This window comes from Xanthomonas cissicola (assembly GCF_008801575.1).
In the GTDB taxonomy this organism is placed as follows: Bacteria; Pseudomonadota; Gammaproteobacteria; order Xanthomonadales; family Xanthomonadaceae; genus Xanthomonas; species Xanthomonas cissicola.
In genome coordinates this window covers 74,070-87,193 of record NZ_VZPL01000004.1, presented here as the reverse complement: position 1 = coordinate 87,193, position 13,124 = coordinate 74,070, and the positions used below count along the sequence as shown (strand labels likewise).

Here is a 13,124-nt window from a genome sequence, read left to right as displayed (position 1 = left end):
TCAACGTCCACCATCGTCGTGGACGGACTCGCCGACCGGGTGATAGGGCAGGCGCAACGTCACGCGCGTGCCTGCTCCGGGAGCCGATTCTATCGCGAGCGTGCCGCCGACGGTTTGCGCACGCTCACGCATCACGATCAGCCCCAGCCCACGCGGACCCTCCGGCTCGAAGCCATCGCCGTCATCGCTGACTTCCAGGCGGAAACTGTCGCCGTCGATCGAATGCAGACGCAGGTGCACTTCGCCGGCGCAGGCGTGTCGCAACGCGTTGGTCAGGCTTTCCTGCGCGATCCGGAAGCAGGCCTGTTCGATCTCGTTGCCCGGCCGTTCGTCGAGCGCCTGAATATCCAGCTCCAGCCGCACTTGCGAGGCGCGGAACAGCATCGACGCCTGCCAGCGCAGCGCTGCCTCCAGGCCCAGGGCATCGAGTTGTGGCGGGCGCAACAGCATCGACAGATTGCGCAGCTTGGTCACCGTGGTATCGGCCAGCGACACCACTTCCAGCAAGTCCTCGCGGCGCGCGTCCGCGTCCGGCTCATCCAGGGCCGCGTGCGCGGACAACTTCATCGCGGTGATCGCTTGCCCGATGTCGTCATGCAGGTCGCGCGAGATGGCGCGCCGCTCATCTTCTTGCAACGAAAACAGACGTTTGGCCATCGCCTGCAGCTCGACATTGCTCTCGGCCAGGGCATCGCGCATGCGCTCGGGTTCGCTCAGATCGCGCACCACCAGCAACTTGCAGCTGCGTCCGCCATAGCGGATGTCGCCGGCCGACAGACCTGCGTAGAAGGTGCTGCCGTCGCGACGACGCATCGCGCGTGCGCTGGAGACCGGCTCATTGCGATCGCTGCCTGCGCGCAGGTAGTCGCGCACCACCGGCAGGTCGTTGTCGCCCACCAGGGTCTGCAGCGGTTCGCCCAGGATGGTTTCGCCCTGGAAGCCGAACTGGGCCGAGCCGGCCGCGTTGGCGTACATCACATGCTCGTCGGCGAGAATCAGCACCCCGTCGGGCAGCACGCGCACCAGTTCGCGAAACTGCTCCTCGCGTTCGCGCAGCAGCCGGCGCGATTGCTCGCGTTCGCTCACATCCTGCAAGGTGCCGTGCACATGGCGCACGCCGCTGGGGCTGGTCACGCTTTCGGCGCGCAGATGCACCGTGCGCGGTTGCGAATCGCCACCGGTCAGCGGCAGCAGCACATCGATCTGCACCTGGCCACCGGTACACATGTCTTCGATCATGCGTTCGATGCGCGCCTGGGTCGCGCTGTCGGAGGCGGTCAGCAATTCTTCCAGCCGATGCTCGCGACGATGCATCGGTACGCTGCGCCCCAGCAGGCGGTAGACCGCTGGCGAATAGCGGCCCAGGCCGGTCGTGCGATCCAGTTGCCAGGAGCCCAGCCGCGCGATGCTCTGCGCCTCCTCCAGCCGTTCGAGTGCCTCGTCGCGCAGATCTTGCGCCTGGCGCTCTTCGCTGCGGTCAACGGTGACGACCAGGCGGGCAGGGCCGCTGGCCAGATGCAGCTGGTTGCTCCGCACCTCGACATGCCGCGTGCCGCTGCGCGTCATCAGGTCTTCGTTCAACACGCAGGTGGCATCTCCCTTGCTGCGGATCTGCGCAATGATCTCTTCCAGCCGCTCGCCATCGGCATTGGGCCAGATCGCCTGCAGCGTCTGCTGCAGGAACTCGTCGCGTTCCCAGCCGAAGAATTCCAGCGCCGCCGGATTGGCGTCGAGGATGCGCATGGTGGCCAGGTCGTAGATGAAGGCCGGGCTGGGCAGTGCCATGAACTTGGCTTGCAGCAACGCCTCGGACTGCGCCAGCTGGGCGTACTCGTCCACGATCAAGCCCGTGAAGCGGCGCAGCACCAGGTGGATGACGATGCTGGACAGCACCAGAAAGCTCGCATCAGACCAGCGCTCCGGCATGGCGGCGCCGGCCAGGTAGAGCAACCGGTTGCCCAGCAGCAGCCAGATCACGCCAACCAGCAGATACAGGCCGGTCAGGGTCCACAGGCCTTGCTGCAGGCGCTCGGCGAGACGAAGACAGGAGACGGGGGCTGACGAAAATGCGGGCGCGGCGACGGGCTGTTGCATGGATCCGCGGACGACCTTGAGTGCTGGCGATGCGGCCATCTTAGCCGTAACTCGGGCCGGTTCGGTCCAGCTCGCAACAGGTGGCTCAACTATTCGCCGGCACTGCCGTTATCCATTGCGACCCCGAAGGCCGGGGTCGATTCTTCGGAGTGTTCCAGAGTGGACTCAGGCGTCATTGCAAGCATGCTGCAGCACCCGCTGACCTCGGCGGTGGTGTTGTTGGATGCGCATGGCCAGCCTCTGGCGGCCAACCGCGTTGCGCAATCCCTCGGATTGCCGGCAACCCTTGGCGCATACGCCGACGTGTTGGAAAGCAGCCGTGCCCAGCTGGCCGACAGCGGGGGCATGGCGCCCTGCGTGTTGCCGGGCAGCGGCGGCGGGCGGCTGGAGGGCTGGCTGCGCGCGGTCTGCGACGAGCAGGGCCAGATCATGGCGTTCACCCTGAGCATTCCAGAACCGAAGGGTGCCGATGGCACCAGTCGCTGGGAGATGGGCCTGGACAGCGCCGACCACGGCTTGTGGGATTGGGATATTCCGGCCGATGTGGTGTATCGCTCCGAGCGCTGGACACGCATGCTCGGTTATTCCGAGCAGCCGCTGCCGAACAATCTCACTGCCTTGTCCGGGCTGATTCATCCGGAAGACCACGCGCATGTCAGCGCGGCGGTGCAGGCGCATCTGGAAGGCCGCACCGATACCTATGTGGCCGAATTCCGGCTGCGCCAGCACGACGGCCAGTGGCGCTGGATCTTGGATCGCGGCCGCGTGGTATCGCGGACCGCGGACGGACGTCCATTGCGCATGGTCGGCACGCATACCGACGTGCACCATCAAAAATTGCTCGAGCAGCAGCTGCGCGATCAGCAGGCACAGCTCGAAGAAGCCCAGCGCATCGCCAGCATGGGGAGCTGGAGCTGGGATTCGCATCACGATGCCCTGTGGGTGTCGCAGGATTTCCTGCAACAACTGGGCATGACCCATGTTCGTCTGCAAGGCATCCGCGACATCCTGCGCCTGCTGGCTGGGCCTTCGGTCGCGCAACTGCGCAGCGCCTGGCGCAAGATCAAGCACGAAGGCATGCCGGTACATTTCGAACTGGAAATCAACGGCCTGCTCGGTGCCAACCCGCATCATCTGCGGGTGTGGGCACAGCCGGTGTTCGATGGCGACGGCAGCATGGTGCGCGTGCTTGGCCAGCTGCAGAACGTCACCGAACAACGCCAGACCGACGCGCTGATCCGTTGGCGCACCGAATTGCTCAATCGCGTGTCCGCGCTGGGCAAGATCGGCGGCTGCGAGATCGAGGTCGACACCCGGCGCATGCAATGGACCGAGGAGTGCTATCGCATTCACGGCCTGCGCAAGGAAAACATCACCCTGGAGCAGGCGCTGTCGCTGTATACGCAGGATTCGCGCGACGCCTTCGAGGCGGCGCTGCTGCGGATCTCCGATGGCGGACTGCCCGAACAGCTGGAGCTGTGTTTCTATCGCAACTCCGGCCAGCGTGTCTGGGTGCAGGTGCTGATCGAGTTGGATCGTCGTGAGGGCTTGCCGCCGCGGTTTGTTGCCTTGTTCCGCGATATCACCCGCGAACGCGAAGCCAACGAGCGCATCGAGTTGCTTGCCCATTACGACCGCCTGACCGGTTTGCCGAACCGCTTCCTGTTGCGCGAGCAGGCAGAAAACGCCATTCGCGAAGCGAACGAGCGCGGCCAGACACTGGCGATGCTGTTGATCGATCTGGATGGCTTCAAAAGCATCAACGATTCGTTTGGCCATGCCACCGGCGACAACCTGCTCAAGCTTGCCTCGGCGCGCCTGCATCAGCATCTGCGTAATAGCGACCTGTTCGGCCGCTTCAGCGACGACGAATTCATCGTGCTGCTGCGCGATATGTCCGAGCCCGAAGATGCCGGCCACGTGGCGCGCAAACTGATTGCTGCGCTCGGCGAGCCGCTACGCAAGGAGCACGTCACCCTCAAGCTCGGCGCCAGCATCGGCATCGCGCTGCAGGGCGAAGGGCTATCGGATTTCGACAGCCTGCTGCGCGCCGCCGACGCGGCGATGTACGCAGCCAAGGAGTCCGGGCGCAATACGTACCATTACTACAGCCAGGACGTGCTGCTGCGGGCGCAGCGCCGCCTGGAGCTGGAGCATGCGCTGCAAGGCGCGCTCGACCGCGAAGAATTCACGCTGGTCTATCAGCCGCTGGTCAACACCGTGGACGATGCATCGCCGGCGATCGAAGCGCTGATGCGCTGGAATCGCCCTGGCCATGGTCCCTGCAGCCCGGTCGAATTCATCCCGATTGCCGAAGAATGCGGCGAGATCGTGCGTCTGGGCGAGTGGGTCATCGGCGAAGCGTGCCGTCAGGCCGTGGTCTGGGATCGTGCCGGCCTGCATTTCAGCCGCGTTGCGGTGAATGTGTCTGCCGTGCAATTGCGCGAGCGCGGTTTTGCCGAGCGCGTGCTGGAAATCTGCCGCGACAATGGCTGGCCGCCGTCGCGCCTGGAGCTGGAGCTGACCGAATCTGCCCTGATTCGCGACTCCGATTCGCTACGCCGCTGCTTCGAATTGTTCGAACAGAATGGCGTGTTGCTGGCGGTGGACGACTTCGGTACCGGCTTCTCGAATCTGCATTACCTCAACCGGTTCCCGGTGCAGCGTTTGAAGATCGACCGCAGCTTCGTGCAAGGCATGCTCGACGACGCCAATACGGCCGAAGTCACTCAGGCCATCGTGCATCTGGGGCATGCCCTAGGCATGCAGGTGGTCGCAGAAGGCGTGGAAACCGTGCAGGAAGATGCGTTGCTGCGCCAGCAGGGCTGCGACGAAATCCAGGGCTATTTCTACTCACGTCCGTTGTCGCCACGCGACATGGCGCAGTGGTTGCGCGAAGCCGACGCCGGCATCCGGTTGGGCGCGCGTCTGGTCATCGCCAACTGACGCAGTGTGCAGCGTTGCGTGCTTTGAGCCGCAGCGCAGCCGTCCTGCAAGTCGTCGGTGTGTACTGCCCAATGGCTTGAAGACATTAGAGCTGGCGAGCCGTAGCGGCGTTCGAATGCCGCTCATCACTTGTTGGGTCGAGCACGCAGCGCCTCACCAGCGACGGGGCAAACCATGAGGGCGTCCACACATGGTTTGTGGCGGCATCAACGACGCTCAAGCTGACGCTAGCTGCAGGACCATCAACACGTACTAGCGTCGAAAGCGGCGCGAGGCCTCACCGCTCGCGGGACCCGGTGTGGCCCATCTATTGAAGCTCAATGGCCGCATCCATGCCGCGCCGGCGGTCCCGCACTGGGCGAGGCATCGCACCGGAGAGTTGGCTGGTCGATAAGTGAAAAGCAGGGATCGATGCCACGCACATCGCGCACCTACCATCTCGATAGTCGCTGCCCGCCCAGCGTTGCGGTACCTCGAACGGCATGGATGCCGCATGAGCTCTTACAGGGTGTAGTTGCATCTGTCCTGCGATCAGGCGCGCGCAAGCACCCCGAAGCCAAACTACGAATCAGCGTCGCTGCAACTGACGGGGCCACGTCCACCGCTGGACTGATTCGGGTCACTCACGCGGCAAAGACGCACTTGGAGTGTGCACCGCAATAGAGAGAAGGAGTTCTGCAGCCACGTAGCAGACGCGCAATTCCCTTGCACATGCTCATTCCAATATTGCCGTACCGATCGAAGACTCACGTCAGTCATAAGAATCGCTGAGCAGACGGGCAGGGGAGAGCTCACCTTGACGCTGCAGTCGATCAGTGCCGCGCGCGCAGGGCACTGCTTATCGGTACGGCATGATGCAGAACCACCTTGGCGGCAAGGCGTGGCGCAATAGCATCACTCTCGGGCAGTGGAGACAACCAGCGGGGCGCCTGCCGAGGCACGCCCCGCTGTACGGCGCTGGGCTTACCGCGCCGATCCGCTGACCGCGGCACCATCCAGACCCAAATCCCAGGCCACCGTGGCGAACAACAGCTCCTCTTCGCTGCATGCGCGGCGCGGGTTGATCAGTGCCAGCAGCTCTGCGCGTGCGCTGCTTTCCAGCCGTTCCAGCGCGGCCGGTATGCGCACACGTCGCAGTGCAGGCCTGGCCGAATCGCTTTGCGCGATGCGCTCGGCCTGTGCGGCTGCCAGGGCAGCGGCCTGCAGTGCAGCGGTAGGGGCGTCGATGGTCGGGGCAAGAAGTGTCATGGGCGGAACACCATTCGTAACGGAACGACAAATCCCCGGAAGGCCGGGGAATGTCGGAATCAGCAGCTGCGTGGCGGCATCGGTCTCAGAACAACTCGACCGTGCCGGCGCCCATGCCCTGCTGTGCCACCGGCTTGTGCGGCGGGCGTTCCCACTCCACGCGCATGTCGCGCAGGCGGTTGGACACCTTGGCCAGCGCGGCGACCAGGTCGCTGTCGTACACGCCGCCATTGCGATGCAGCAGTTCCTGCAGCGCCACCGCTTCGCGGTTGATCGCGGTCAGGCGATCAAGGTGGGTGTGGATGCCACTGAGCGTCTGGGTGGCGATGTCCTCGAACTGCAGGGCACGCACCGCTTCTGCCACGCTGCCATCGATCGAGCGTGCGCATTCGGAGATCTCGCGCATGCCATCGCCCAACGAGGCGTTGATCTGGGCGACGTTCTCCAGCATGGCGGCCGATTCATGGCGCGCCTCGCGGGAGCGGTCCATATGGCGCGATGCCAGCTGCGAGACCGTTTCACGCACCTTGGCGATCGATTCCTTGGAGCTGTGTGCCAGCTTGCGGATCTGCTCGTTGAAGGTGGTGGAACGCTCGGACAGGTTGCGCACTTCGTCGGCAACCACGGCGAAGCCGCGACCGGCTTCACCGGCGCGCGCTGCTTCGATGGCGGCGTTCAGGGCCAGCAGGTTGGTCTGGTCGGCGATCGACTTGACGTCTTCCAGCAGCGCGAAGATGCCATCCAGATGCTGAGCCATCTCGTCGATGTGATGGACGGTATTGGTGCTTTGGCCGCTCACCTGTTCCAGCGCTTCCACCAACTGCTCCATGCGGGAGCTGGCATGCTGGGCGAAGCGGGCGACGTCGACGCCGGCGCTGCCATCGTCGCCGGCGCGGTCGACGATGCGGGCCAGTGCCTGGCTTTGCTGACGCGATTTGCGATTCATCGCTTCGAAGCTGCCACCCAGGCCGGACACGGCCTGGCGGATCAGTTCGCGGGCACGCTCGACTTCCGAGCGCGATCCGTCGACTTCGTTGCTGACGAACGTACGCAGTTCGTTGAGCAGTTGGTCCTGCTCGCGCAGGATGCGGGCCTGGTCCGGATTAGGCCGGAACTGGGAATACGTCACCCAGGCAGCGAAACCCAACCAACTGAGGGTCATGGTCGCCAGGATCGCCCAGCGCACCGAAGCGGGCCAGTCGAATCCGACAGCGAAGGGGAACAGCAAGGTCAGAGCCAAAGGAGCGGCTAGACGGATGAGTGGACGTGAATACATGGGCGTTCTCGGCAGAGTCACGGTTGCTGTATCGGCACTGCCCCCATTGTCTTTAGCGACGATCGCCACATCGCCTGGTCCATTCAACCGCCGTTGGCGCGCCTCAGCGGCCGCCAGCGCGCAGATGTAAGCGGTTTTTCGCGCCGATTAGCGCAGCGCGCGGTCCACCGCCTCGATCATCGCGCGTTTGGCGAACAGGAAATCCCACAGGCTGCCGCCCATCTGCCGCCACAGCACCGCCGAGCGCAGTGCCGCCAGCAACAGTGCGCGGATCTCCGCGACCACGCCAGCCTGGCCCAGGTAGTGCGGGTTGCCTTGCACCATGACCTTGGGCCGCAAGTGGCTGATGGTCTGCGCGTACAGCCCGCCGAGCGAACCCAGCACGTCGGGATGGCTGCTGTCGCCCAGCTGCTGGGCCTGCCGCGCTGCCGCGTCGATTCCGCTGGCAACAGTGGCGACGGTGCTGGCATCGCGCACGAACCGACGCTCCAGCTGCAGCACGGCTAGTGCCAGACGCGGCAGCACCTCGTCTTGGCCCTGATTGCGGAAGTAGTTGTGCAGCAGGCGCAGGCCGGGCGCCAGCGCCGCTGCCGAGCCATAGACGGCCTCTGGCGAGGCGGCGTCCACACGGAACACGCTGTCCATGGCAGTGCGCACCGTCGCAGCTTCCGAATGCCCGGTCTCGGCGATCCGCCGCACCTGTTGCAGGGCCTGAGCGACGCCGGCAAGCGCCAGCACACGATGATCCATGGAAACACTCATCAAGCCACTACCTCAGAGGAAAAAGAAGATCCCGCCAACTGACGTTCCAGCGGCGCGTCGGTGGCGGCGATGACCGCGCCGCCCAGGCACTCCTCGCCGTCGTACAGCACCAGCGACTGTCCCGGCGTCACCGCCCGTTGCGGCCGTTCGAAGCGCACCTGCACGCTGCCATCGTCCTGCACATCCACCGTGCAGGACTCGTCGGGCTGACGGTAGCGCGTCTGCGCGGTGCAGCTGAACCGGCGCGCCGGCGGCGCCCCGGTCACCCAGTGGGCTTGTTCGGACTGTAGCCAGCGCGATTGCAGCAGCGGGCTGTCGCGGTCCTGGTCCACATACAGCACATTGTTCGCCACATCCTTGCCGACCACGTACCACGGCGCGGCCGCCCGCCCGCGCACGCCGCCGATGTTCAGCCCCTCGCGCTGGCCCAGTGTGAAATAGAACACCCCCGGATGCTCGGCGATGCGCTGCCCCTGCGGGTCGCGGATCTCGCCGGTGCGCGCCGGCAGGTAGCGGCCCAGAAACTCACGGAAATCGCGCTCGCCGATGAAACAGATGCCGGTGGAATCCTTCTTGGCATGGGTCGGCAAGCCGGCATCCTGGGCGATCCGGCGCAAGGTGCTTTTTTCCAGGTCGCCGATCGGGAACAGGGTGGCGGCCAACTGCGTCTGCCCCAGTTGATGCAGAAAATAACTCTGGTCCTTGCCGCGGTCGGCGCCACGCAGCAGGCGCCACCGCCCACCGCGATGCGCCACCTGCGCGTAATGGCCAGTGGCGATGCGCTCGGCACCCAGCGCCTGTGCTGCATCCAGAAAATGCTTGAACTTCACTTCGCGGTTGCACAACACGTCCGGGTTGGGCGTGCGTCCGGCCGCATATTCGGCCAGGAAATGCTCGAACACGCCTCTCCAGTATTCGCCGGAGAAATCGCGGAAATGAAACGGGATGCCCAGCACGCCGCACACCGCCACCGCATCGCGGCGATCGTCTTCGGCGCGGCAATCACCGCTGCCGTCGTCGGCCCAGTTCTGCATGAACAGCCCCGCGATTGGCTCGCCCTGCTGCGCCAGCTTCCACGCCGCCACCGACGAATCCACGCCGCCGGACACACCCACCACAATGCGCGGCGTACTCATGCGACGTGCCGCACCAGGGAGAGTGGATGACGCTGCCCGGCCAAGTAATCGGCAACCACCTCCCACACCAACGGGCTGCGCAGGCGCTCGATCGAGGCGCGCAGTTCATCCGGGGTCATCCACAGCGCGCGCACCACGCCGGTATCGAGGCTGCGGTCGGGGTGATGGGTCAGCGCATCGGCAACGAACGCAAAGCGCAAGAAGCACTGCCCATTGGGCGCAACCCATTGGTAGGTGCCGATGAACTGGGTCAGGCGCACGTCCCAGCCGGTCTCCTCCAGGGTTTCGCGCACGGCCGCATCCAGCAGGCTTTCGTTCGGCTCCAGATGTCCGGCAGGCTGGTTCAACAGCAAGCGGCCGCCGATGGCTTCTTCCACCTGCAAAAAGCGTCCATCGCGCACCACAACTGTGGCAACCGTCACATCAGGATGCCAGCGTTGCTCGGTGACACTCATCAAATTTGCTCCAGCGCGAATGGTGGCGTGTGTGCTGCCTCTGCAGCGGGACTAGCGCCGCGGTGCCACCCTGGCACGGTTGCGCCGTCGTCTGCCGTGCGCGTCCGGGCATCGGCGGTAGACGGCGGCGCCAGCAGCGGCGCGGTCATGGAATCGGTCATCAAGGGCCAGCCAGGAAATTGGACACAAATTGTGCGGGGCACAGCGCAAATCGTCCAATGCATGCAAAGTTGAACCGTATAATGGCCGGATGCCTCGGAATACCTCACACGAACACGAACACGACCACGGCCTGATGGTCGAAGCTAGCAAGCCCGAAGTGGCGCCACCGCCGCGCTACCAGGTGCTGTTGCTGAACGACGACTACACCCCGATGGACTTCGTGGTGACCGTCCTGGAGCAGTTTTTCAACCTGAACCTGGAGCAGGCCACCCAGATCATGCTGCACGTCCACACCCGCGGGCGCGGCGTGTGCGGGGTCTACAGCCGTGAGGTTGCAGAGTCGAAGGTGGCCCAGGTCAACGAATTTTCGCGCATGAACCAGCACCCGCTGCTGTGCACGATGGAACAGGCCTGAGACGCGCTGTAGATCATTCCAGCAGCGCAACAGTGTGGCTGCGATCACGTGCTAACGCTGTCTGAACATGCCTATCCGATAGGGTTGTGGAAAATCCCAACAAAAGCCGCATATTGTTGGCAACAGCCGTTCGGAGTTACCAATGTTCAGCAAAGACCTAGAGCAAACCATCGGCCAGTGCTACAAGCGAGCACGCGAGGCGCGTCATGAGTTCATGACCGTCGAGCACCTGCTGCTCTCGCTGCTGGACAATCCTTCCGCCCAGGCCGTGCTCAAGGCCTGTGGCGCAGACCAGGTGCGCCTGCACAATGACCTGGAGCAGGCAATCGAGGCCTCGGTCTCGCGCTTGGCCGAGGACGACGGGCGCGACACGCAGCCTACCCTGGGATTCCAGCGGGTGTTGCAACGCGCCGTCTACCACGTGCAGTCCTCGGGCAAGAAGGAAGTCACCGGCGCCAACGTGCTGGTCGCGATCTTCGGCGAGAAGGACTCGCACGCGGTGTACTTCCTGAACCAACAGGACATCACCCGTCTCGATATCGTCAATTACCTTTCGCACGGCATTGCCAAGCTGGGTGAAGACGGCGAACAGCCGTCCGCGCCGGATGGCGAGTCCAAGAGCGAAGGTGGAGAGGGCGAGGCCAAGGGCGACGCGCTGGCCGAGTTCGCCAGCAATCTCAACGAGCAGGCGCGCAACGGCAAGATCGACCCGTTGGTCGGCCGCAGCGACGAGATCGAGCGCACCATCCAGGTCCTGTGCCGCCGGCGCAAGAACAATCCGCTGTACGTGGGCGAGGCCGGCGTCGGCAAGACCGCGATTGCCGAAGGTCTGGCCAAGCGCATCGTCGACAACGACGTGCCGGAAGTGCTTGCCGATGCAGTGATTTACTCGCTGGATCTGGGCGCACTGGTGGCTGGCACCAAGTACCGAGGCGATTTCGAAAAGCGTCTCAAGGGCGTGCTGGCCGCGTTGAAGAAGGTGCCGAATGCGGTGCTGTTCATCGACGAGATCCACACCATCATCGGTGCCGGCTCGGCGTCGGGCGGCACCATGGACGCCTCCAACCTGATCAAGCCCGCGCTGTCGTCGGGCGAGCTGCGCTGCATCGGCTCGACCACGTTCCAGGAATATCGCGGCATCTTCGAGAAGGACCGTGCGCTGGCGCGTCGGTTCCAGAAGATCGATATCGTCGAGCCGACTGTGGGCGAAACCTTCGAGATCCTGCAGGGCCTCAAGCCCAAGTACGAGGCGCATCATGGCGTGACCTACGCCGACGACGCGCTACAGGCGGCCGTTGACCTGTCGGTGAAACATATCGGCGACCGCTTGCTGCCGGACAAGGCGATCGATGTGATCGACGAGGCCGGCGCGCGTCAGCGTCTGCTGCCGGAAGGCACGCGCAAGGAGCTGATCGATATCGAAGAGATCGAGACCATCGTGGCCAAGATGGCGCGGATTCCGGCCAAGCAGGTCAGCGCGACCGACAAGGACGTGCTGCAGCACCTGGAGCGCAATCTGAAGATGGTGATTTTCGGGCAAAACCCGGCGATCGAAACGCTGGCCGGTTCGATCAAGCTGGCACGCTCGGGCTTGGCGAACCCCGAAAAGCCGATCGGCAATTTCCTGTTCGCCGGTCCCACCGGTGTCGGCAAGACGGAGGTCACCAAGCAGCTCGCGCTGCAGTTGGGGATTGAACTGGTGCGCTTCGACATGTCCGAGTACATGGAAGCGCATTCGATCAGCCGTCTCATCGGTGCGCCCCCGGGCTACGTCGGTTTCGACCAGGGCGGTTTGTTGACCGAGAAAATCGTCAAGACGCCGCACTGCGTGCTGCTGTTGGACGAGGTGGAGAAGGCGCACCCGGACATCTTCAACATCCTGTTGCAGGTCATGGACCGCGGCATCCTCACCGATACCAACGGGCGCGAGGCCAACTTCAAGAACGTGATCCTGGTAATGACGACCAATGCCGGCGCCACGCAGGCGTCGCGGCGTTCGATCGGCTTTACCAAGCAGGATCATTCCACCGATGCGATGGAATCGATCCGCCGCGGCTTCACGCCCGAGTTCCGCAACCGTTTGGATGCGATCGTGCAGTTCCAACCGCTGGCGTTCGACCACATCCTGCGGGTGGTGGACAAGTTCATCATCGAGCTGGAAATGCTGTTGCAGGAAAAGCACGTCTCCCTGTCGGCCACCCCGACCGCGCGCGACTGGCTGGCACAGCATGGCTTCGATCCGCTGATGGGTGCGCGGCCGATGTCGCGGGTGATCCAGGAAAAGATCAAGCGCCCGCTCGCCGACGAACTGCTGTTCGGCAAGTTGGTGGACGGTGGCCGGGTCAACATCGACGTCAAGGATGGCGAACTGGTGGTCGAGGCGCATCCGGAACCGGAGCGCCTGCTGCCCGCGACGGTGGACTGATCGCCATAGGATGTTTGGCAGGTAAGAAAAGCCGCTCGAGAGAGCGGCTTTTTACGTTTTCAGCGGCCCTCGCAATCACGCGTGCCGACGATGGCAGTGCTTGACGCGGGTGCCGGATGCTGGACGCAGCACATGGTGCAAGGCACCGACCGAAGAACCGCCGCCCTGTCTCGCACCGGTTGCTCTGCGGAACTTGCCTGCAGTA

9 protein-coding genes are annotated in these 13,124 nt (G+C 64.3%); 3 read left to right on the top strand and 6 right to left on the bottom strand.

The features are described from left to right. Entirely contained in the window at positions 1–2,133 is a 2,133-nt protein-coding gene (locus F7R02_RS03020) for a sensor histidine kinase (protein WP_003482939.1), read from the bottom strand. Between the two features lie 120 nt (positions 2,134–2,253). Here F7R02_RS03020 and F7R02_RS03015 point away from each other — a divergent pair, with 120 nt between their 5' ends. Beyond that, entirely contained in the window at positions 2,254–5,040 is a 2,787-nt protein-coding gene (locus F7R02_RS03015; protein ID WP_170914522.1) for a sensor domain-containing protein, read from the top strand. 963 nt (positions 5,041–6,003) lie between these two features. On the opposite strand, the gene F7R02_RS03010 is transcribed toward F7R02_RS03015, so the two are convergent. The 5 genes from F7R02_RS03010 to F7R02_RS02990 all read right to left on the bottom strand — a co-directional run bounded on the left by F7R02_RS03010 (position 6,004) and on the right by F7R02_RS02990 (position 9,917). After that, on the bottom strand, positions 6,004–6,288 hold the full coding sequence (locus tag F7R02_RS03010; protein ID WP_003482934.1) for a hypothetical protein: 285 nt from the start codon (positions 6,286–6,288) through the stop codon (positions 6,004–6,006). Positions 6,289–6,373: 85 nt separating this feature from the next. After that, on the bottom strand, positions 6,374–7,651 hold the full coding sequence (locus tag F7R02_RS03005; protein WP_014090132.1) for a methyl-accepting chemotaxis protein: 1,278 nt from the start codon (positions 7,649–7,651) through the stop codon (positions 6,374–6,376). Between the two features lie 60 nt (positions 7,652–7,711). Beyond that, a complete protein-coding gene (hflD, locus tag F7R02_RS03000; RefSeq protein ID WP_007964280.1) occupies positions 7,712–8,326 on the bottom strand; it encodes a high frequency lysogenization protein HflD in 615 nt (204 codons plus the stop codon). Then, the gene (gene mnmA / locus F7R02_RS02995; RefSeq protein WP_078590968.1) at positions 8,326–9,462 is read right to left on the bottom strand and encodes a tRNA 2-thiouridine(34) synthase MnmA; all 1,137 of its coding nucleotides are present in this window, start codon (positions 9,460–9,462) and stop codon (positions 8,326–8,328) included. The genes hflD and mnmA overlap by 1 nt, the downstream gene beginning before the upstream one ends. Then, positions 9,459–9,917 carry an NUDIX hydrolase gene (locus F7R02_RS02990; RefSeq protein WP_003482927.1) on the bottom strand — a complete coding sequence of 153 codons (459 nt, stop codon included), beginning with the start codon at positions 9,915–9,917 and terminating at the stop codon, positions 9,459–9,461. Before F7R02_RS02990 ends, mnmA begins: the two co-directional genes overlap by 4 nt. A 250-nt stretch (positions 9,918–10,167) precedes the next feature. On the opposite strand from F7R02_RS02990, the gene clpS reads away from it, so the two are divergent. Continuing rightward, positions 10,168–10,494, top strand: coding sequence for an ATP-dependent Clp protease adapter ClpS (gene clpS, locus F7R02_RS02985; RefSeq protein ID WP_039417147.1), 327 nt, complete (start codon positions 10,168–10,170; stop codon positions 10,492–10,494). Positions 10,495–10,636: 142 nt separating this feature from the next. Beyond that, positions 10,637–12,919: an ATP-dependent Clp protease ATP-binding subunit ClpA gene (gene clpA / locus F7R02_RS02980; RefSeq protein ID WP_003482920.1), complete on the top strand. Its 2,283-nt coding sequence runs from the start codon at positions 10,637–10,639 to the stop codon at positions 12,917–12,919. Positions 12,920–13,124: the final 205 nt, after the last annotated feature.

Coding starts and splice junctions, on each gene's coding strand:
- F7R02_RS03020 (WP_003482939.1), bottom strand. CDS start 2,133: ATGGCCGCATCGCCAGCACTCAAGGTCGTCCGCGGATCCATGCAACAG.
- F7R02_RS03010 (WP_003482934.1), bottom strand. CDS start 6,288: ATGACACTTCTTGCCCCGACCATCGACGCCCCTACCGCTGCACTGCAG.
- hflD (WP_007964280.1), bottom strand. CDS start 8,326: ATGAGTGTTTCCATGGATCATCGTGTGCTGGCGCTTGCCGGCGTCGCT.
- mnmA (WP_078590968.1), bottom strand. CDS start 9,462: ATGAGTACGCCGCGCATTGTGGTGGGTGTGTCCGGCGGCGTGGATTCG.
- F7R02_RS02990 (WP_003482927.1), bottom strand. CDS start 9,917: ATGAGTGTCACCGAGCAACGCTGGCATCCTGATGTGACGGTTGCCACA.
- clpS (WP_039417147.1), top strand. CDS start 10,168: ATGCCTCGGAATACCTCACACGAACACGAACACGACCACGGCCTGATG.
- clpA (WP_003482920.1), top strand. CDS start 10,637: ATGTTCAGCAAAGACCTAGAGCAAACCATCGGCCAGTGCTACAAGCGA.